Annotated in this window: 20 protein-coding genes; 8 read left to right on the forward strand and 12 right to left on the reverse strand. The window is 74.2% G+C overall.

From position 1 onward, the window contains the following. Positions 1-361: 361 nt before the first annotated feature. From QA634_RS00085 to QA634_RS00095, 3 genes are all read right to left on the reverse strand, one after another. Positions 362-1096, reverse strand: a complete 735-nt coding sequence (locus QA634_RS00085) for an ABC transporter permease subunit (RefSeq protein ID WP_012330022.1) — start codon at positions 1094-1096, stop codon at positions 362-364. Further along, positions 1093-2244 carry an ABC transporter permease subunit gene (locus QA634_RS00090; RefSeq protein WP_012330023.1) on the reverse strand — a complete coding sequence of 384 codons (1152 nt, stop codon included), beginning with the start codon at positions 2242-2244 and terminating at the stop codon, positions 1093-1095. The genes QA634_RS00085 and QA634_RS00090 overlap by 4 nt, the downstream gene beginning before the upstream one ends. Before the next feature lie 315 nt (positions 2245-2559). Next, entirely contained in the window at positions 2560-3501 is a 942-nt protein-coding gene (locus QA634_RS00095) for a glycine betaine ABC transporter substrate-binding protein (protein WP_012330024.1), read from the reverse strand. 297 nt (positions 3502-3798) lie between these two features. On the opposite strand from QA634_RS00095, the gene QA634_RS00100 reads away from it, so the two are divergent. Further along, on the forward strand, positions 3799-4113 hold the full coding sequence (locus tag QA634_RS00100) for a response regulator (RefSeq protein ID WP_415926925.1): 315 nt from the start codon (positions 3799-3801) through the stop codon (positions 4111-4113). A gap of 278 nt (positions 4114-4391) precedes the next feature. Here the strand turns inward: QA634_RS00100 and QA634_RS00105 are convergent, their stop codons facing one another. Further along, the gene (locus tag QA634_RS00105; protein WP_012330027.1) at positions 4392-4793 is read right to left on the reverse strand and encodes a YraN family protein; all 402 of its coding nucleotides are present in this window, start codon (positions 4791-4793) and stop codon (positions 4392-4394) included. Beyond that, positions 4780-5733 (reverse strand): 16S rRNA (cytidine(1402)-2'-O)-methyltransferase, encoded by a 954-nt coding sequence (gene rsmI / locus QA634_RS00110; RefSeq protein WP_026190974.1) that lies wholly within the window; start codon positions 5731-5733, stop codon positions 4780-4782. The genes QA634_RS00105 and rsmI overlap by 14 nt, the downstream gene beginning before the upstream one ends. A gap of 253 nt (positions 5734-5986) precedes the next feature. On the opposite strand from rsmI, the gene QA634_RS00115 reads away from it, so the two are divergent. Next, positions 5987-7201 carry a penicillin-binding protein activator gene (locus QA634_RS00115; RefSeq protein ID WP_012330029.1) on the forward strand — a complete coding sequence of 405 codons (1215 nt, stop codon included), beginning with the start codon at positions 5987-5989 and terminating at the stop codon, positions 7199-7201. 67 nt (positions 7202-7268) lie between these two features. On the opposite strand, the gene hemW is transcribed toward QA634_RS00115, so the two are convergent. From hemW to QA634_RS00135, 4 genes are all read right to left on the reverse strand, one after another. Continuing rightward, positions 7269-8432, reverse strand: coding sequence for a radical SAM family heme chaperone HemW (gene hemW / locus QA634_RS00120; protein ID WP_026190972.1), 1164 nt, complete (start codon positions 8430-8432; stop codon positions 7269-7271). 194 nt (positions 8433-8626) lie between these two features. Next, positions 8627-8941: a YkgJ family cysteine cluster protein gene (locus QA634_RS00125; RefSeq protein ID WP_012330031.1), complete on the reverse strand. Its 315-nt coding sequence runs from the start codon at positions 8939-8941 to the stop codon at positions 8627-8629. Beyond that, positions 8938-9192, reverse strand: a complete 255-nt coding sequence (locus tag QA634_RS00130; RefSeq protein ID WP_012330032.1) for a hypothetical protein — start codon at positions 9190-9192, stop codon at positions 8938-8940. The genes QA634_RS00125 and QA634_RS00130 overlap by 4 nt, the downstream gene beginning before the upstream one ends. Before the next feature lie 75 nt (positions 9193-9267). Beyond that, entirely contained in the window at positions 9268-9687 is a 420-nt protein-coding gene (locus QA634_RS00135; protein WP_012330033.1) for an acyl-CoA thioesterase, read from the reverse strand. Between the two features lie 407 nt (positions 9688-10094). On the opposite strand from QA634_RS00135, the gene QA634_RS00140 reads away from it, so the two are divergent. The 6 genes from QA634_RS00140 (at position 10095) to QA634_RS00165 (ending at position 16079) form a co-directional block, all read left to right on the forward strand. Further along, positions 10095-10304, forward strand: a complete 210-nt coding sequence (locus QA634_RS00140) for a hypothetical protein (RefSeq protein ID WP_150108554.1) — start codon at positions 10095-10097, stop codon at positions 10302-10304. Between the two features lie 113 nt (positions 10305-10417). Beyond that, positions 10418-11611, forward strand: a complete 1194-nt coding sequence (locus tag QA634_RS00145) for a caspase family protein (protein WP_012330035.1) — start codon at positions 10418-10420, stop codon at positions 11609-11611. A gap of 134 nt (positions 11612-11745) precedes the next feature. Continuing rightward, a complete protein-coding gene (gene rpoZ / locus QA634_RS00150) occupies positions 11746-12159 on the forward strand; it encodes a DNA-directed RNA polymerase subunit omega (protein ID WP_012330036.1) in 414 nt (137 codons plus the stop codon). Between the two features lie 228 nt (positions 12160-12387). After that, positions 12388-14589 (forward strand): RelA/SpoT family protein, encoded by a 2202-nt coding sequence (locus QA634_RS00155; protein ID WP_012330037.1) that lies wholly within the window; start codon positions 12388-12390, stop codon positions 14587-14589. Positions 14590-14648: 59 nt separating this feature from the next. Next, a complete protein-coding gene (gene pyrE, locus QA634_RS00160) occupies positions 14649-15239 on the forward strand; it encodes an orotate phosphoribosyltransferase (RefSeq protein WP_012330038.1) in 591 nt (196 codons plus the stop codon). 189 nt (positions 15240-15428) lie between these two features. Continuing rightward, a complete protein-coding gene (locus tag QA634_RS00165) occupies positions 15429-16079 on the forward strand; it encodes a LabA-like NYN domain-containing protein (protein WP_012330039.1) in 651 nt (216 codons plus the stop codon). Between the two features lie 114 nt (positions 16080-16193). Here the strand turns inward: QA634_RS00165 and QA634_RS00170 are convergent, their stop codons facing one another. The 3 genes from QA634_RS00170 to QA634_RS00180 all read right to left on the reverse strand — a co-directional run bounded on the left by QA634_RS00170 (position 16194) and on the right by QA634_RS00180 (position 20396). Then, entirely contained in the window at positions 16194-17150 is a 957-nt protein-coding gene (locus QA634_RS00170) for an NAD-dependent epimerase/dehydratase family protein (protein ID WP_012330040.1), read from the reverse strand. 31 nt (positions 17151-17181) lie between these two features. Further along, positions 17182-18186, reverse strand: a complete 1005-nt coding sequence (locus QA634_RS00175) for a glycosyl transferase (RefSeq protein WP_012330041.1) — start codon at positions 18184-18186, stop codon at positions 17182-17184. A 182-nt stretch (positions 18187-18368) separates the two neighbouring features. Then, positions 18369-20396: a protein meaA gene (locus tag QA634_RS00180; RefSeq protein ID WP_012330042.1), complete on the reverse strand. Its 2028-nt coding sequence runs from the start codon at positions 20394-20396 to the stop codon at positions 18369-18371. Positions 20397-20500 lie beyond the last annotated feature (104 nt).

Genomic DNA, 20500 nt, shown 5'->3' on the forward strand with positions numbered 1-20500 from the left:
AGGGCAGGTTAAATTATGCCATCGGGTCGCGACCGGACCGTCGTGAGACTATATATCCCGAAATATTGGGCTGGTTTTCCCGGCCGGCGGAGGAATGGATGGCGATGACGGGCTGACCTCGGCGCGTCTTGTCGGGTCGCAGGGGCGCCGGCGGCCGAGAGGAAGGAGATGGCCGCGGCCCTCCTGACCCAGCGCTTCCCGTGCCGGCGCGACTCGCGGCCCGGGCGGCGCGCCGCGGGAACCCAAGGTCGCGGCTCCCGCGCGCACCGATCGGGCGATCCCGGTCCGCGGGCGGCGCGTCCGAACCGAGGACCGGCGACGGCCCGGCGGGCGCCGCGCTCCCCGGGACGGTTCCCCGCCCTCAGCGCGGCGGGACCGGCCGAAGCAGCGCCTCGGCCGCGAGCATGGCCGCGTCCGCCAGGAAGGCGAGCGCCGCCGCGGCCGCGGCGCCCTGCAGCAGCGCGAGGCCGTTCTGGTTCTGGAGCCCGACCACGATCGGGGTGCCGAGGGTCGGCGCGCCCGCGAGCGCGCCCACCGCCGCGGTCGCGACCGCGACCACCATCACGACCCGCAGGGCGGCCAGGATCGGCCCGGCCGCGAGCGGCAGGTCGACCTGCCGGAACAGCTGCGCGGGGGTGAGCCCCACGGCGAGGGCGGCGTCCCGCACCTCCGCCGGGACCGTGGCGAGGGCGTCGATGGTGGCGCGCATTACCGGCATCAGCCCGTAGGCCGCCAGGGCCAGGAGCGTCGGCGGCGCGCCGAAGCCCAGGATCGGCAGGGCGAGGCCGATCACCACCACCGGCGGCACCGCCTGGGCGGCGGCGGCGAGCGCGTCGATGGCGCCGCGCAGGCGCGCGTCGCGGCTGCGGACCGCCAGGATGCCGAGGCCGAGGCCGAGGCCGCCCGCGAGCGCGAAGCCGCCGAGGGCGAGGAGGAGGTGGCGCTGCGCGAGCCAGAGCAGGCGATCGAGGGGAACCGGCGCCCCGGTCCCGAGCCCGACCGCGCGGGCGATCGCGGCGGCGGCGGCGGGATGCGCCGCGGCCGCGAGGGCGAGACCCACCGCCGCGCTCCCGAGGGCGGAGACCAGCCGGCTCACGCGGAGGCTCCCCGGGCGGGGCGCAGGGCCGCGAGCGCGCGATCCGCCGCGAGCGACAGCGCGACCACCGGCGCCGCCCCGAGCAGGATCAGGTCGGGGGCGAATTGCGCCATGCCGTCGAACACCACCGCGCCGAGCCCGCCCGCCCCGACCAGGCCGCCGAGGGTGGTGAGGCCGATCGCCTGCACGGCCGCGACGCGCAGGCCCCCGAGCAGGATCGGGGCGCCGAGGGGCAGCCGCACCCGGGCGAGGATCTGGACCGGCCGCAGGCCGAGCGCCCGGGCGGTCTCGATCACCTCCGGATCGGGCGAGGCCAAGCCCTCGGCGAGGCTGCGCACCAGCGGGAGGGCGAGGTAGGCGGCGGTGCCGAGGATGGCCGGCGTCGGCCCGATCGCCGCGAGCCCGAGGCCGCGCAGGGATGGGAGCAGGGCGAGCAGGCCCGAGAGGAGCGAGACCAGGGCGGCGAAGAGCGCGAGGGCGGGCACGACCTGCACGCCGTTGAGGACCGCGTCGATCAGGCGGGCGCCCGCCCCGCCCCGCAGCCGCAGCAGGGCGAGCGGCACGCTGGCGCCGCCGCCGAGGGCGAGGGCGCCGGCCGAGAGGGCGAGGTGCTCGCCGAGGGCGGCCCTCAGGGTCCCGGCGCGCGCGCGGCCCTCGACCACCAGCGAGACCCCGTCGAGGAGCCCGGCCCGGAGCGCGAGCACCGTCCCGAGCAGCGCGAGCGCCGCGACGGCGAGGCCGGCGGCCCGGATCCCGAGGGCGCGCGCGGCCTCCACCGCCAGCAGCCCGATCGCTGCGGCGGCGATCCAGGCACCCGAGGCCAGGGAGGCGCGGGCGGCGGGGGGGCGGCCGGCGAGGTGACCGGCCGCGGCCGCGCCGAGGCCGAGAGCGAGCACCGCCAGGGCCGCCAGCCCCGCCGCGAGGGCCAGCGCCGCCGGGCCGCGCCCCCGGCCCGCGAGCAGCGCCGCCGCCGCCAGGGCGAGGAACCCGGCGGCGGGGCCGGTCCAGCCGGTGCCGACCGGCGTGCCGGGGACCAGGCGGTTCGGCGCGAGGGTCAGGAGCGGCAGGCCGAGCAGCGCGGCGAGGGCCAGGGCGGCCGCCGCGAGCGGCAGGACGCGCCGCGCCCCGGGGAGCGGGACGGCGCTCACGGGGCGGGTCCGCGGCGCGGGCGCCCGGCATCGCCCGGACCGGCCGCCCGTGCGACGCAGCCCGCGCGGGGCCGACGACCGAGCGCCTCGCCCCGCCCGGCCTCGCCGCCCGGCGCGCCCTCGCGGCGCGGTTCGGCACGGCCTTCGGCGGGCCCGAGACCGACCGGGCGGCTCCGCCGGACGACGCCTCTCTGCGGGACCTGCTGGGGAAGGCGCATGTCGTCGTCCTGGCCGTGATCCTGGCCGTGATCCTGGCCGTGATCCTGGCCGTGATCCTGGCGGCCGTGCCGGGCGCGCACGGGCCCGCCCACGCCCTCAGCCCTCCGCCAGATAGCGGCGGGCCACCGCCTCCGGCGTCCCGCCCTCGACGGTGATCGCCCCGTTGAGCCGCCGCAGGGTCGGCAGGTCGAGCCGGGAGAAGATCCCGTCGAGGGCCGGGGCGATCGCCGGGTGGCGGGCGAGCACCGGGGCGCGGAAGACCGGCGCCGGCTCGTAGACGATCTGGGCGCCCAGGGGATCCTCCATGACCACCACGTCGAGGGCGGCGATCGCCCCATCGGTGCCGTAGACCATGCCGGCATTCACGCCGCTGATGCCCTGGGCGGCGGCCCGCAGGGTGACGGAGGTGTCGCCGCCCGGCAGGGTGATGATGCGCTCGCGCGGCAGGACGAAGCCGTAGGCCTTCTCGTAGGCGGCGAGCGCCGCCGGGCTCTCGACGAACTCGGCGGAGGCCGCGAGCTCGATCAGCCCGCGCCGCACCGCCCCGGCGAAATCCGCCATGCCGGACAGCCGCTCGCGGCGGGCGAGGTCGCCCCGCACGGCGATCTGCCACGAATTGTTCGCCCGCGCCGGGGTGAGCCAGACGAGGCCGTGCGGGGCGTCGAAGCGTCGCGCTGCCGCGATCGCGGTCGCGGCCGATTTCCAGGCCGGATCGGTCTCGGTGCCCGAGAAGAAGGCGGCGTTGCCGGTATATTCCGGATAGGCGTCGATCTCGCCGGCCGTGATCGCCGTCCGGACGATCCGGGTCGGGCCGAGCTGCAGGCGCGCCACCACCGGGATCCCGAGGCCGCGCAGGGTCTGGGCGATGATCTGGCCGAGCAGCGTCCCCTCGGCATCGCCCTTCGAGGCGACCGTCACGGCCTCCCCGTCGGCGGAGGCCCGGCCGCCCGCGAGGGCGCCGCCGAGCCCGAGCAGGAGGAGGCGGCGGTTCGGGCCCGGGCGCGGCCGCGCGGCGGACGATTTCGCGGGCGTTTTCATCCCTGCCCTCCCTCGGCGCACAGGCCGGCCGCCGCGCGGCCCCGCGCTTGACATGGTGCGCGTTCCGGGCGACGCCTCAACCGCCCTCCCGCCCGGCGAGGGTGCGGTTCCGCGGCGAGCGCGGGCGCGCCGATCCGTCGCCCTGGCGGCTCACGGTGAGTGCGACAAGTCCAGGGTGACAGCGTGACCTCGGTCCGAGGTGTTGAGGAAAGAGCCTCCGGCGTGAGCACGGATACAAGCGACCAGATCCTGAACGGCGCCCGCGTCCTCGTGGTCGAGGACGAGGCGGCGATTTCCATGCTCCTGGAGGACATGCTCCTGGACTTCGGCTGCGACATCGTCGGTCCGGCCGCTCGGCTGAGCACGGCCCTGGAGATGGCCGAGAAGGAGAGCTTCGCGGTCGCGATCCTGGACGTCAACGTGGCGGGGGAGCCGATCTATCCGGTGGCCGAGGCGGTGGTGCGGCGCGGCCTGCCCCTCGTCTTCTCGACGGGCTACGGCGGCGCGGGGATCCGCGAGCCGTTCCGCGACCGCCCGGTCGTGCAGAAGCCCTTCAGCCAGCAGGACCTCAAGCGCACCCTGATCCAGGCGATCCAGGGCCATCCGGGCTGAGGCGCGGCTCCGGCTCCTGCGCGCGCGCGACCCGGTTCGCCTCCGCCTCGACGCGGCGCTTGAACGCGCCCCAGGCCATCAGCGTGCAGCCGCAGCGGTCGCACTGCACCGGCGCGTCCTCGTGCAGCACGGCGGGAAATCGCACGGCCGGGCTGCCGCAGGCCTCGCAGCCGAATCCACTCCGCATGGCGCCCCCTTCCGGCTGCTTCCTGCAGCATACGCTACCCATGCTGCGCTGCACGGAAGATGAACGCCGGCTTCGCACTTGCCAACCGCCGTCAGGACATTTCCAACGCGAAGGCCGAGACGAGGTGACGCGGCCAGCGCCGCGGCGCGACGAAGACGGCGTCCGCCCGCAGGGTGAGCCCGGCGCTCCACGGGTTCCGGGCCATCCAGGCGCGCGCCGCCCGCGAGAAGGCGCGGCGCTTGCGCGCGTCGATGGCGGCGGCGGCCTCGTCGAGGGTCGGCCGCGCCTTCACCTCCACGAAGGCGACGACCGCGCCCCGCCGCACCACGAGGTCGATCTCGCCCCCCGCCGCGCTGTAGCGCCGGGCGAGCGGCCGGTAGCCCTTGACGAGAAGGGCCAGGAGGGCGAGCCGCTCCGCCCCGTGCCCGCGCAGGTAGGTCGCGCGGCGGCGCTGCGCCGCCCGCCGCGCCGGGCCGGCCTCAGCCCTGGTCATCGCCGCGCCGGGCCAGCGCCAGCGCCCGGGCGTAGACGTCCCGGCGCCTGAGGCCGGTCTCGTCGGCGACGAGGGCGGCCGCGTCCTTGATCGAGTGGCGGGCGAGCGCGGCGGAGAGCCGCGCGTCGAGGTCGGCGTCGGCCTCGGGCCCGGGCGCCGACTCGACCGCCGCCCCGATCACGACCACCACCTCGCCCTTCGGCGGGCCGGAGGCGGCGAACTCCGCCGCGAGCCCGCCGAGTTCGCCCCGGCGCACGGTCTCGAACAGCTTGGTGAGTTCCCGCGCGACCGCGGCCGCCCGCCCGCCCCCGAGGATCTCGGCCGCGTCGGCCAGCATCTCGGGCAGGCGGTGGGGGGATTCGAACAGCACGAGGGTCCCGGGCACCTCCGCCAGGGCCGCGAGGCGGGTGCGCCGGGCTCCGGCCTTCTGGGGCAGGAAGCCCTCGAAGAAGAAGCGGTCGGTCGGCAGGCCCGCCGCCATCAGGGCGGTGAGGGCCGCGGAGGGGCCGGGCACCGGCGTCACCGTGATCCCCTCGGCGATCGCCGCCTGGACGAGCTTGAAGCCCGGGTCGGAGACGAGGGGCGTGCCCGCGTCCGAGACCAGGGCCAGCGCCTCGCCGGCCTTCATGCGGGCGATCATCCGCTCGCGGACGCTCTCGCCCGAATGCTCGTGATAGGACAGGAGCGGGGTGGTGATGCCGTAATGCGCCAGCAGCGTGCGGGTGACGCGGGTGTCCTCGGCCAGGACCGCGTGCGCCGCCGCGAGCGTGGCGAGGGCCCGGAAGGTCACGTCCTTCAGGTTGCCGATCGGGGTGGCGACGACGTGCAGGCCCGGGGCGAGGGATTCGGCCTCGGCGGCGAGGCCGAAAGCGGTGAACACGGCCGGTCCGCGCCCGGGCGCGGCGGGGCGGCGGGCGGACTCGTCGGCGCGGTCGCTCATGGCGTCATCGGTCGCGGCGGGATCGGACTTCGCGGGATCGGACATGGCCTGATCGGTCGTGGCCTGATCGGTCGTGGCGTCATCGGTCATGGCGCGGTTGTCGCATGATTGCGGCGCGGAAGACCATAAGCTTTTCCCCGACGGAAGGGGGAGTGCGGCGCGGCGACCTGCCGTTTACTTTTCCTGAGGAGACTTTATGCAGCGGGGCGTGATCCGTCGGGCGTCGGGGCGGCCGCAGCGGGGGAGCGGGGTGATGGCGGCGTTGCGCGTGGGATGGCCTGGATGGCGCGCGGCCTGCGCGGTGCTGGCCCTCGGCCTGTCGGCCTGCGGCGGGAGCGGCGTGAGCCCGGTCGTGGCGACCCGGCCCGGCGCGGAGGCGACCGCCCCGGCGGCGCCCGCCCCCGGCACGCCCGACGCCTCCGCGATCGGCCAGGGCAGCGTCACGGTGGCGCTGATCCTGCCCCTCACGGGGCCCGGCGCGGCGGCGGGCGCCGCGATGCGCAACGCCGCGGAACTCGCCGTGGCGGAATTCCAGAATCCCGACCTGAAGGTCCTGGTCAAGGACGACCGCGGCACGCCCGACGGGGCCCGCGACGCCGCCGCGTCGGCCCTGGCGGAGGGCGCCGAGATCGTGATCGGCCCGCTCTTCGCCGGGAGCGTCCAGGCCGCGGCCGGGGCGGTGCGGGCGGCCGGCAAGCCGGTGGTGGCCTTCTCGACCGACGTGAGCGTCGCCGGGCGCGGGGTCTACCTGCTGAGCTTCCTGCCGCAGCCCGAGGTCGACCGGGTGGTCGAGGAGGTGACGGGTGCGGGCCGGCGCTCCTTCGCGGCGCTGATCCCCGAGACCACCTACGGCAACGTGGTGGAGGCGCAGTTCCGCGAGGCGGTGGCCCGCAAGGGCGGCCGGGTGGTGGCGCTGGAGCGCTTCCCGGCCGGCAACCCGGCCGCCGCGGTGGCGCGAATCGCCCCGCTCGTCACCGGGCCGGGAGCGCAGGCGGACGTGCTGTTCCTGCCCGACACGCCCGAGGGCCTGACCGCCACGGCCGGCGCCCTCACCCGCGCGGGCTTCAACCCGGCCCGGGTGAAGCCGGTGGGCACCGCGATCTGGAACGATCCGCGGGTCTTCGCCATCCCGGCCCTGCAGGGCGGCTGGTTCGCGGCGGTGGAGCCCGGCGGCTACGCGAATTTCGCCCAGCGCTACCGGACGCGGTTCGGCGGCGAGCCGGTCCGGGTCGCTTCCCTGGCCTACGATGCGGTGTCGCTCGCGGCGGCGCTGAACCGGCAATACGGGTCGCAGCGCTTCGCCGAGACGACGCTCACCAATCCCTCGGGCTTCGCGGGGACCGACGGCACCTTCCGCTTCAAGGCCGAGGGGCCGAGCGAGCGGGCCCTCGCCGTGTTCGAGATCCGCGGCGGGTCGAGCGCGGTGGTGAGCCCGGCGCCGCGGGCGCTCGGGCCGTCCGGGACCTGAGCGCGGCAAGGTTCTCCCGGCACCGCTCTCCCGCGCCCTCGACCGGCGGCCGTCCCGCCGCCCGCGCTCACGCCGCCAGTTCCGCCACCACGGCGTTGAGGACCGGGGCCCCCTTCGGGGTGGCGGCGATCCGGCCCGCCTGCGTCACCCGCACCAGATCCTCGGCGAGGAGCCCGTCGAGCCGCCGCCGGTCGAGGGGGCGGCCGGCCAGCCGCGCGAACCGCGCCGGGTCGATGCCCTCGGCGAGGCGCAGCCCCATCACCAGGAACTCGTCCCCCTCCTCGGCTTGCGTCAGCGCCTCGGTCCGCACGATGCCGTGGCCCTCCCGCGCGACCCGGGCGAGCCACGCCTCAGGGGCCCGCTCCGTCACCGTGCCGGTGCGGCCCCCCGGCAGGACGAGGCGGCCGTGGGCGCCGGGACCGATCCCCGCATATTCGCCGTAGCGCCAGTAGAGCAGGTTGTGGCGGGATTCGGCGCCGGGCCGGGCGTGGTTCGAGATCTCGTAGGCCGGCAGCCCCGCCGCGCCGCAGACCTCCTGCGTCACGTCGAACAGGGCCCGGGCCGTGTCCTCGTCGGGCGGCACGAGCCGGCCCGCGGCCGCGAGCCCGTGGAAGGGCGTCCCCTCCTCGATGGTGAGCTGGTACAGCGAGAGGTGCTCGGCCGCGCGCGCGATCGCCTGCCGCAGCTCCGCCGCCCAGGCGGCGGGCGTCTGGTCCGGCCGGGCGTAGATCAGGTCGAAGGAGAAGCGCGCGAAGTGGCGCGACGCGGTCTCGACCGCCGCGAGCGCCTCGGCCGCGCTGTGCAGGCGCCCGAGCCGCCTGAGCGCCCCGTCGTCCAGCGCCTGCACCCCGAGCGAGACCCGGTTGACCCCGGCGAGCCGGTAGCCGCGGAAGCGGTCCGCCTCGACGCTGGTCGGGTTGGCCTCGAGCGTGATCTCGGCCCCGGGCGCCACGGTCCAGGCCGCCGCCACCGCGTCGAGGAGCGCCCCCACGGTCGCCGGCTGCATCAGCGAGGGCGTGCCGCCCCCGAGGAAGACGCTCGTCACCGTGCGGCCGGGCGCCAGCGCGGCCGCGTGGGCGATCTCGCGCGCGAAGGCCGCCCGCCACGCCGCCTCGTCGGGGGGCGCGTGGCGGACATGGCTGTTGAAGTCGCAGTACGGGCACTTCGCCGCGCAGAACGGCCAGTGCAGGTAGACCCCGAAACCGACGTCCCGGGTCGGATGATCGATCATCCGGGGGATGTGCCGCCGCGCCGCGCCCGGCACAAGCCCTCAGGACGCCGCGGCGCCGGTCTCATCCGACCTCCGGTTGATGGCTTCGCCATCTCCGATTTCGGCCATGCGGATGTCGGCGTCGCTCAGGCGCCGCGCTCAGGCGCCGCGCAGGCCCGTGATCCGGGATCCGCTTCGATCAAGCGGATCCCGGATCAGGAGGCCGGGTCCGCCGGCACCGGCAGGCCGTGCCGGCGGCGGGCGAGCAGGCATTCCGGGTCGCCCGGCTCGCAGGTGCGGCAGACCTCCGGGCGCACCGCGTAGACGCGGCAGCGCACCGCGACGCCGACCCGGCCCTCCAGGGCGCTGCAGCGGTCGCCGAGGCAGCGCATGCGCCCGGCCGGGTCGTCCACGTACGCGGCCGGGATCGCCGCCAGCGCCGCGTCGTCCTCGGTCGAGAAGCGCGGCCACTCGGCCGAGTAGGCGCAGCAGGCGCCGCAGGCCTGGCAGGCGAAGGTCGGGTCGCTCACTCCGCGGGCGGCGCGAGGCGCAGGGCGTTGGCGGCGACGTGCTCGCGGTAGCGCGCCACCACGGCCCCCATGCCGCCGCCGGTCAGCAGCGTGCCGGTGGCCTCGATCAGGGCGCTCACCTTCTCGCTCACCATCTGGTGCGATTCCGCCACCGCCTCGGCGTCGCAGGCCGCGAGCTTCACGAGGCGCTGCGCGATCACCCCCTGGGCCTCGACGGCCAGGAGCATTGACTCAACCCACATTTCGAACATGCCCGGCTCCGGGAGCCGCGTGCTGCGGCGGACCCTATCAATGCGCGGAACATTGAAAGGTCCCCTACCGCCGCGTCATGGCCGCTCTGCCTTGGCCGCAGGCGGCACCGGGCGCGGCCGCCCCTCGTCGTCGATCGCCACGAAGGTGAAGGTCGCCTCCGTCACCTTCTCGCGCAGCTGCGTGCGGAAGCGCCGGGCCCAGGCCTCGATCTGGATCCGCATCGAGGTGCGGCCGACATGGGCGACGCGGGTGTAGACGCAGAGCACGTCCCCGACCCGCACCGGCCGGATGAAGCTCATCGCCTCGACCGCCACGGTGACGACGCGGCCCTGCGCCCGCTCGACCCCGGCGATGCCCCCCGCCTGGTCCATCTGCGACATCACCCAGCCGCCGAAGATGTCCCCGTTGGCGTTGGTGTCGGCCGGCATCGCGATCGTGCGCACGGTGAGCTCCCCGCGCGCAAGCCCGTTCGTGGTGTCCTCGGTGTCGGCCATGTCGCTCTCCCTGCCGGACTCGCGGTCCCGCGGGACGATACCTCGAAGATCGGGCGAACGGGCTCCTTATCCGCACGCGGCCGCCCTCCGACGCGCGCGAGCGGGTTGCCGATGAGGGAGTCTGCGGTCGGCCCGCCATCACGCAATCGCCCCAATCCCCGTGCGGATTCGGCCCGCTTCCCCTGCGAAAGCCGCCCTCCCGAGGCCACTCCGAGCAATCGACGCGCGCCGCCTCCGTCTTATCGCTCCTTTCCCTCGCTCTCCCATGGGAAGGCCATGCCTCCGACACCGTGCTGAAATCAGATCTCAAGAAATGTTGGACCAAGCAGTCCCTGCCCGCGAAGGCTCGCTTCGTCAACATACTAACGATGTGTTTCAGATCGCGCGGACGATTGCACGGTATTACGGTGGACGGTGACGACGGATGGGATTGGGCCGCGCGCTGGAGATTGGACCGCGGCCGGCGGGCCGTCCTGATCGACGACGCGTATCGGGATCGCCAGGTCTGCTCCGTCCAACTCGACACGTCGGGCAAGCGCCTCGTGCCCGACGGTTGCGGCTTCTCGGGCACTTTCGAGTTCGACGAGGGCATGTCGGCCGTGTCCTTCGCGGAGTGAGCGGCCGGCGCGAGCCCGATTCGCAGCGAGCCCGGCCTGCGCAGCGCTTGCGCCGCGCCACGTTCGAATGCAGGGAATCCGGGATGCGCGCATCGCGTCACCCGGAGGGATCTGTGCGGCGGATCGGGGTCTGGCTGGTCCTGTGGGTCTGCGCGCTCCTCGGCTCGGAGGCCGCGGCGGCCGATCGGCTCGCCTTCGTGGTCGGGGTCGACACCTACCCGAATCTCGGGCCGGGCGCCGCCCTGGAGCGTCCGGTCGCCGATGCCAGGGCGGTGGGGGCGGCCCTCGAATCGATCGGGTTCCGGGTCACGCTGCTCACCGCCGGGGTGACGCAGGAGACTTTCCTGCGCCGCTTCTCGGTCTTCGCCGACCAGGTCCAGCCCGGCGACACCGCCCTGTTCTACTTCGCCGGTCACGGCATCGCGCTCCAGGGCACGAACTACCTGATCCCCTCCGACATCCCGGCGATCGAGCCCGGCCAGGAGCTGCTCGCCCGCAACCGCGCGCTCGCCGAGGCGGATCTGAGCGCGGCCCTGCGCGAGCGCGGCGCGCGGGTGGTCGTGATGGTGATCGACGCCTGCCGGGACAACCCCTTCCCGCGCAGCGGGACCCGCAGCGTCGGCCTCACCCGCGGCCTCGTCCGGACGGAGCCGGCGGAGGGCGTCTTCTCCCTCTACGCGGCGGGCGCCGGCCAGCAGGCCCTCGACCGGCTGCCGGGGTCGGATCCGAGCCCGAACTCGGTCTTCACGCGGGTCTTCGTCGCGCAGATCCGGCGGCCGGGCGTCAACCTGATCGATCTCGGCGAGACCGTCCGGGACGAGGTGGTGCGGCTCGCCGAGACCGTGCCGCACAAGCAGGTGCCGGCCTATTACAACGAGGTCCGCGGCGCCCGCTTCCTCAGCCTCTCGGGGAGCGATCCGGCCCCGGCCGAGCCGCCGCGGCCGGCTCCCGCCCCGGTCCCGCTGCCGGCGCCGCCCCCGCCCCTCCCGGCGCCGGTCCCGAGCGCGGGGCCGGCCCCGCCGCGGGTCGCCCTCCCGGCCCCCGCCCCGGAGCCGCCGCGCGAGATGCGGGTCGGCCTGTTCAGCCACCCGATCCGGCTCGACCCGTCCGGCGACAACTGGCTCGCCCTGCGCAGCCGCCCGAGCGCCAGCGAGGGCGTGCGCCTGATGAAGCTCGGCCCCGACGCGCTCTTCACGGTGCTCGGGCGCCAGGGCGCCTGGCTCAACGTGCGCCTGCGCGGCGGCGAGACGGGCTGGGTCCACGGCGATTACGTGGGCTGCTGCCGCCGGGCGCCCGTGACGCCCTGAAGCCCGTGAGCCCTGGGCCCCTTGGGCGCCCGGCCCGCACCCGTCGCCCCGCGGCCGGTGCTTGTTGCAAATTGGCATCTCGTGTAGAGAGACCCATCCCCGATCCGCCGTTCGCCTGAAGGAAGGAGCCGCGCATGGCTCGCGTCACCGTTGAAGATTGCATCGACAAGGTCGAGAACCGGTTCGAGCTCGTCCTGCTCGCCGGCCATCGGGCCCGGCTGCTCTCGTCCGGCGCGCCCCTCACGGTCGACCGCGACCGCGACAAGAACCCGGTCGTGGCCCTGCGCGAGATCGCCGACGAGACCATCACGCCGGACGACCTCAAGGAGCAGCTGATCCACTCGCTCCAGAAATACGTCGAGGTCGACGAGCCGGAGCCGGAGGCGGTGCCGCTCCTGTCGAGCTCGCCCGCCGCCGCCGCGGTGGCGCCCCAGGCCGCCTCGGGCGACGACAACGACATCCAGTTCGACCGGATGAGCGAGGAGGACCTGCTGCGGGGCCTCGAGAACCTCGCGCCCCCGACCGAGACCGAGGACGAGGGCGACTGACCCTTCCGATCCCGGACGGACCCGCGGAACCCGGCCCTCGCGCCGGGTTTCTGCGTTCCGGGCAGGGCCGCCGCGCCCCCTTGCGACGAGAAGGATCTGGCGCGGGGCGCGATTCCCCCCGATAGTCGGACATCCCCTCAAGCCTCGTCGCCAAGGCCCGCGCGGCCGCCTTCGTGCGACGGCGCGCCGCCCGCGTCGGGCGGCAGGGCGTCAGGAGACCACCGGCGGATGATGCGCCAGTACGAACTCGTCGAGCGGGTGAAGGCCTACAACCCCGCCGCCGACGAGGCGATGCTCAACCGGGCCTACGTTTACGCGATGCGGGCGCACGGCTCGCAGATGCGCGCCTCGGGCGACCTGTTCTTCGCCCACCCGCTCGAAGTGGCGGCGATCCTGACGGACCTGCGGGTCGACGACGCCACCATCGTGGCCGCCGTGCTGCACGACACGGTGGAGGACACGGCCGCCACCCTGGAGGAGATCAACCGCACCTTCTCGCCCGAGATCGGCACGCTCGTCGACGGCCTGACCAAGATCAAGCGCCTCGACCTCGTCTCCAAGCAGGCGGCCCAGGGCGAGAACTTCCGCAAGCTGCTGCTCGCCATCGCGGCGGACGTGCGCGTGCTGCTCGTCAAGCTGGCCGACCGGCTGCACAACATGCGCACCCTGCAGCACATGCCGCCGGAGAAGCGCGTCCGCATCGCCCAGGAGACGCTCGACATCTACGCGCCGCTGGCGAGCCGGATGGGCATGCAGGAGCTGCGCGAGGAGCTGGAGGACCTCTCCTTCCGCAACCTCAAGCCGGATGTCTACGCCACGATCAGCCGCCGGCTCGACGACCTGACCGCCAAGTCCGAGCGCCTCGTCGAGAGCATCGAGCGCGATCTCGTCCAGAGGCTCGCCGCCAAGGGCATCGTCGCCAAGGTCAAGGGCCGGCAGAAGCGCCCCTACTCCATCTGGAGCAAGATGGAGCGCAAGTCAGTCGCCTTCGAGCAATTGTCCGACATCTTCGGCTTCCGGGTCATCGTCGATTCGGTCGATACCTGCTACCGGGCGCTCGGGGTCGTGCACACGACCTGGCCGATGGTGCCGGGCCGCTACAAGGACTACATCTCGACCCCGAAGCAGAACGATTACCGCTCGATCCACACCACGGTGATCGGGCCGAAGAGCCAGCGCGTCGAGCTGCAGATCCGCACCGCCGAGATGGAGGAGGTGGCGGAGTACGGCATCGCCGCGCACGCGCTCTACAAGGACGGCTCGCCCCACCTCGCCACCGAGAGCGGCGCCTACCAGTGGCTGCGCCGCACCATCGAGCTCCTCGCCGAGGGCGACAGCCCGGAGGAGTTCCTGGAGCACACCAAGCTCGAGCTCTTCCAGGACCAGGTCTTCTGCTTCACCCCGAAGGGCCGGCTGATCGCGCTGCCGCGCGGGGCGACCCCGATCGACTTCGCCTACGCGGTCCACACCGAGCTCGGCAACGCCGCGGTCGGCGCCAAGATCAACGGCCGCATCGCTCCGCTCCTCACCGAGTTGCAGAACGGCGACGAGGTCGAGATCGTGCGGGCGGACGGCCAGACCCCGCCGGCGGCCTGGGAATCCCTCGTCGTGACCGGCAAGGCCCGGGCGGCGATCCGGCGGGCGACGCGCTCGGCGGTGCGGCGGCAATATGCCGGGCTCGGGCGGCAGATCCTCGACCGCGCCTTCGAGCGGGCGGGCAAGAATTTCTCCGACGAGAAGCTGCGCGGCGCCCTCCCCCGCCTCGCCCGCACCTCCGCCGAGGACGTCTTCGCGGCGGTGGGACGCGGCGAGATGTTCTCGGGCGACGTCGTGAAGGCGGTCTATCCCGACTACAAGGACGAGCGCCGCAGCCAGCCCGCCCCGAGCGCGCCGAGGCCCCACGTCAACGGCGCCGGCCGCCTCTCCCTCGACAAGGACCAGACCGTGCGCCTGACCTGGCCCGGCAAGGGCGGCGAGGACGCGATCCCGATCCGCGGCCTCGACCGCGACCTGCCGGTGCGCTTCGCGCCCGAGGGCGGCGCGGTGCCGGGCGACCGCATCGTCGGCATCCTCACCGCCGGCGAGGGGGTGACGATCTACCCGATCCAGTCCCCGGCGCTCGCCGATTTCGACAACGAGCCGGACCGCTGGCTCGACGTGCGCTGGGACGTGGACGGCGGCACCCACCAGCGCTTCCCGGCCCGCATCGCCCTCCAGTCGATCAACGAGCCCGGCAGCTTCGCGCAGATCGCCCAGGTCATCGCCGACCACGACGGCAACATCGACAACATCTCGATGAAGCGGCGCAGCCAGGACTTCACTGACGTGCTGATCGACCTCTCGGTCTGGGACCTCAAGCACCTCAACGCGATCATCTCCGAGCTGAGGGCCAAGCGCGTGGTCAGCAAGGTCGAGCGGGTCAACGGCTGACCCGGTTGCACCGCGAACGCGCCCCTGCCACAAGCCCCGGAACCGGAGGACCCCGCTCGATGACGCCCGACGACCTGCTCGAGGAATTCCGCGCCGCCGGCGCCCTGCTCGAGGGCCACTTCATCCTCTCGTCGGGCCTCCACAGCGCCGTGTTCCTGCAGAAGATGGCGATCTTCAGCGATCCCGTGCGCACCGCGCGGGTCTGCGCCGGGCTCGCGTCCGTGATCCGCGACCGCTACGGCGCGGTCGACCTCGTGGTCTCCCCGGCGATCGGCGGAATCGTGCCGGGCTACGAGACCGCCCGCGCCCTCGGCGCCCGGGCGATCTTCGTCGAGCGCGACCCGGGCGGGCCGTTCCAGCTGCGGCGGGGCTTCAGCATCCCGGCCGGCAGCCGCGCCGTCATGGTCGAGGACATCGTCACCACCGGCCTGTCCTCGCGGGAATGCCTCGCGGCGCTGAGGGACCAGCCCGGCGAGGTCGTGGGCGCGGCCTGCCTGATCGACCGCTCCGGCGGGCGCGCCGATCTCGGCGCCCCCCTCGTCGCCCTCGCCACCCTCGACATCCCGAACTATCCTGCCGACCAACTCCCGCCCGACCTCGCCGCCATCCCGGCCGTGAAGCCGGGCAGCCGCGCCACGACGCCGGGCTGACTGGACGCGCGTCAAGCTCAGCTTGACACGGAGCGGCCCTACTCCTTACCTCAACGCTATTGCAGGCCGCGGGCCGGCGCGCCCTACGCGGCGGATGTTTTCGCGATCATCCGATCTGTCGATGTCGCGCCGAATCCACGGACGTCGCCGCCATTTCCGCCGGCCCCGCCGCGCGGTCAGGAATAACAAATGACATATCAGCGCAGCGCCCTCTTCATCGACGGCGCTAATGTTTACGCGACCACCAAGGCGCTCGGCTTCGACATCGACTATCGAAAGCTTCTCGCAGACTTTCGGTCCCGCGAGAATCTTATTCGGGCATTCTACTATACCGCTTTGATTGAAGATCAAGAATACTCGTCGATCCGGCCGCTGATCGACTGGCTCGACTACAACGGTTACCGTGTCGTGACGAAGCCGGCTAAGGAATTCACCGATTCGACCGGGCGGCGCAAGATCAAGGGCAACATGGACATCGAGCTGACGATCGATGCCCTGGAGCTCAGTCCCTACATCGACCACATGGTACTGTTCTCGGGCGACGGCGACTTCAAGCCCCTGGTCGCCGCGATGCAGCGGCGGGGCGTGCGCGTGACCGTGGTCTCGACCATCCAGACGCAGCCGCCGATGGTGTCGGACGACCTGCGCCGGCAGGCGGACGACTTCGTCGACATCGTGCACCTGATCCCGCGCATCGGCCGCGACCAGAGCGACCGGCCGACTCGGCCGATGCGGCCCCACCCCGACGCGGGCGGGGAGCGCGGGCCCGCCCGCTCCCCGGTCAGCCTGGAGCAGCGCTACGGCATCCGTCAGAACGAGGAGGAGGCGGACGAGGAGTGATCCGGGATCCGCTTGACCGAGGCGGATCCCGGATCACGCGCCTGCGCGGCGCCTGAGCGCGGCGCCTGAGCGACGCCGACATCCGCTTTGCCGAAATCGGAGAGGGCGAAGCGCTCAACCGGATGTGGTGTGAGCCGCCTCCCCGCCCGCGACCGCGCGGGCGAGCGCGGTGAGGCCCTCCCGGCTGCCGCGCGGCGCCGTCCAGCCGAGGCCGGCGAGCGCCTCCGCCCGGGCGACGAGCGAGCCCGCGAGGCGTTCGCCGAGTTCGCCGCGGCCCGCGAGCCGCAGGGCCGCCGCGACGAGCGGCGCCGGCACCGGCATGAGCCCGGGCGGGCGGCCGAACCCGGCCCTGAGCGCGGCCAGCATCTCCGGCACGGTGAGCGGGTCCGGCTCGGCCACGATGAGCGGCCGCCGCAGGGAACCGGGGGCGCGCAGCACCGCCTCGACCGCGTCCGCGAGCGTCTCGACCGAGACCAGGGAGCGGCGTCCGCGCAGGCCGCCGAGGGGCAGCGGGACGGGCCGCGCCGCCAGGGCGAGGAGCGCGGCCATGTTCCCCTTCACCCCGGGTCCGTAGACCAGGACCGGGCGCAGGGCCGCGAAGTCGATCTCGACCGCGGCGAGGGCCTCCTCGGCGGCGAGCTTGGAGCGGCCGTAGGCGTCGGTGGGGGCCGCCGCATCCGCCTCGGTGAGGATCCCGGGCGCCGAGGGGCCGCACTGCGCCCGGATCGAGGACAGGAACACGAAGCGGCGCACCCGCGCCTTGGCGGCGGCCTGGGCGAGGCCGCGCGTCGCCTCGGTGTTGAAGGTCCGGTAATCGTCCTCCGGCGCCCCCGACATGGCGTGGGCGAGGCCGGCCGAGTGCACCACCGCGTCGACGCCCGCGAGCGCCGCCGCCATGTTCTGCGGCCGGGCGAGGTCCCCGACCACGGCCCCGCTCGCCCCGGGCGGCAGCGCGACCGGCCGGCGCAGCAGCACCCGGACCCTGTAGCCGCGGCCGGTGAGGTCGCGCAGGAGGTGGCGGCCGATGAAGCCGGTGGCGCCCGTGAGCGCGATGAGCGGGGCAGCCGTCATGGGGTCACCGAGAATTCATGGGTCACCGGGATCATGGGGTCACCGGGATGGCGCGCGGGGTCGCGAAGGCGCGCAGCACGAGGGCGACGAGGCCGCCCGCGACCGCCAGCGCCGAGAGGGCGGCCGGCCAGGAGGGCCAGGCCAGCGTCGCCCCGGCGAGACCCGCGAGGGCGAGGTTGAGGCCGAAGACGGTCCCCACCACCTCCGGCACGCCGTAGCCGTTCGTCGTGGCGCGCTGGTAGAAATGCGTGCGGTGGGCCTGCCAGACCGGCTCGCCGCGCCGCAGGCGCCGCAGCAGCGTCAGGGTCGCGTCGGCGAGGAAGTAGAGCGGCAGCAGGATCGCGGCGGCGAGGCCGCCCTCGGCGGCGAGCCGGTAGAGCAGCCACGCCATCACGAGGCCGAGGGGCAGCGAGCCGACGTCGCCGAGGAAGAGCCGCGCCACCGGCCGGTTGAACGGCGCGAAGCCGAGCACCCCGCCGAGGAGTGCGCCGGCGACGAGGGTGGCCTCCGGCGGCAGGACTCCGCAGGCGCCGAAGGCGAGGAGCGCGGCGAGCAGCGGCACCGCCTCCGCGACGGTCATCCAGTCGAGCCCGTCCATGAAGTTCACGAGGTTGACGAACCAGAGCCCGGCGAGGAGCGAGAGGCCCCATTCGAGCCCGGCCGGGATCCCCGGCCAGAGCCGGACGGGGGTCGCCGCCAGCAGCGCTCCGACCGCGAGGGCCTGGAGCGCGAGGCGCGGCAGCGCCGGCAGCGGGCGCAGGTCGTCCACGGCCCCGACCAGGGCGAGTCCGAGCGTCGCCGCGGCGAGGCAGGCGGCCTCGCGCCCGACGGGCAGCGGCCAGAGGGCCGCCCCGACCAGGAGCGCCGCCCCGATGACCGCGACGCCGCCGCCCTGCGGCGTCGGCACCCGGTGGCTCGAGCGGGCATTCGGCCGCGCCAGGGCGTAGCGTCGCAGGAGCGGGCGCAGGGCCAGGATCAGGGCGGCCGCGCCGGGCGCGGCGACGAGCAGGGCGGTGACGGGGGCGGGCAGCGGCATCCCGGTGATCTACGCGGGATGCCGGGTCGAGGGAAAGAGCGCGCCGGCGAGGCGGCCTGATCCCGACGCCCCGGGATGCCGGCGCGTCGGGCCGTTGACCATCTCGGATCGCCGCCACCACGCCGAAGGCTTGACGACGATCCGAGAACGGAACCGGCGGTCGTGGGACATGACCGCCGGGATCAGAACACCTGCTCGCGGTTCGGCACCGGGCCCTGCGCCTCGCGCGCCGCGAGGGCGCGCTCGACCACCTTGGCGAGGCCGACCATGATCGCGTCGATGGCGTAGTCCTTCGGCGTGTAGACCGCCGCCACGCCCATGTTCTTGAGGACGAGCTCGTCCTCCGGCGAGATGATGCCGCCCACCACGACCGGGACGTGGTCGAGCCCCTCGCGGCGCAGCCGCGCCTTCACCTCGCGCACCAGCGGCACGTGCGAGCCGGAGAGGATCGACAGGCCGATGACGTGGGCGCCGCGCTCGCGGGCCTTGGCGACGATCTCGTCCGGGGTCTGGCGGATGCCGTCGTAGCTGACGTCGAAGCCGACGTCGCGGGCGCGCAGCGCGATCTGCTCGGCCCCGTTCGAGTGGCCGTCGAGGCCCGGCTTGCCGACCACCAGCTTGGGGGTCTCGCCGAGCCGCTCGCCGAGATCGGCGATGAGCAGGCGCGCCTCCTCGGCCGCCCCCGAGGTCACGGTCTCGGGCGTGACGCCGGTGGGCGCCCGGTACTCCCCGAAGACCGCGCGCAGGCGCGCGCCCCACTCGCCCGTCGTCACCCCCGCCTTGGCGCAGGCGATCGAGACCGGCATGATGTTGGCGCCCGAGCGGGCCGCCGCGTCGAGCTCGTCGAGGGCGCGCGCCACCGCCTGCGCGTCGCGCTCCGCCCGCCAGGCGCGGATGCGGCCCTGCGCCTCCATCTCGACCGTCTCGGAGACCGTGAAGATCGCCCCGTCCCCGGCGGTGAGCGGCGAGGGCTCGCCGGTCTCGAAGCGGTTGACGCCGACCACGACCTGCTCGCCGCGCTCGATGGCGGCGATGCGCTGCGCGTTCGACTCGACCAGCGCCCGCTTCAGGGCGCCGGTCTCCACCGCCGCAACCGCGCCGCCGAGCGCCCCGATCCGCTCCAGCTCGGCCCGGGTCCGGGCCTTCAGCTCCTCGACCTTGGCGTCGATCACCCGCGAGCCGTCGAAGATGTCGTCGAATTCGAGCAGGTCGGTCTCGTAGGCGAGGATCTGCTGCATGCGCATCGACCATTGCTGGTCCCAGGGCCGCGGCAGGCCGAGCGCCTCGTTCCAGGCCGGCAGCTGCACGGCGCGGGCGCGGGCGCGCTTCGAGAGCGTCACCGCCAGCATCTCGATCAGGATCCGGTGGACGTTGTTCTCCGGCTGCTGCTCGGTGAGGCCGAGGGAGTTGACCTGCACGCCGTAGCGGAAGATCCGCTTCTTCGGGTCCTTGATGCCGTAGCGGTCGCGGGTGATCTCGTCCCAGAGATCGCTGAACGCCCGCATCTTGCAGATCTCGGTGATGAAGCGCAGGCCCGCATTCACGAAGAACGAGATGCGCCCGACCACCTCCTCGAAGCTCGCCTCGTCGAAATCCGGATCCGCCCGCACGGTGTCGAGCACCGCGATGGCGATGGCCAGCGCGTAGGAGAGTTCCTGGACCGGCGTCGCGCCCGCCTCCTGCAGGTGGTAGGAGCAGACGTTCATCGGGTTCCACTTCGGCACGTGCTTGGTCGTGAACAGGATCACGTCCTTGGTGAGCCGAAGGCTCGGGGCCGGCGGGAACACGTAGGTGCCGCGCGAGAGGTACTCCTTGATGATGTCGTTCTGCGTCGTGCCCTGCAGGGCCGCGATCGGCGCACCCTGCTCCTCCGCGACCGCGAGGTAGAGCGCGAGCAGCCAGGGCGCCGTCGCGTTGATGGTCATCGACGTGTTCATCTGGGCGAGCGGGATGTCGCGGAACAGGGTCCGCATGTCGCCGAGATGCGCGATCGAGACGCCGACCTTGCCGACCTCGCCGCGGGCGAGTTCGTGGTCGGGGTCGTAGCCGGTCTGGGTCGGCAGGTCGAAGGCCACCGACAGGCCGGTCTGCCCCTTGGCGAGGTTCTTCCGGTAGAGCGCGTTCGAATCCGCCGCGGTCGAGTGGCCCGCATAGGTGCGGATGATCCACGGCTTGTCGCGCTGCGCCGTCCTCGTCGCCTGTTCGCCCATGGCGCCCTCGCCCCTCGCTTCCGTCCGAGCCCCGTCCGGGGCGCCGCATCGTAGACAAGCCCGCGGGGGGCCGTCACGCCCCCGCGCGCGTCGCTCGCGCCGGC

The organism is Methylobacterium sp. CB376 (assembly GCF_029714205.1).
Classification (GTDB): Bacteria; Pseudomonadota; Alphaproteobacteria; order Rhizobiales; family Beijerinckiaceae; genus Methylobacterium.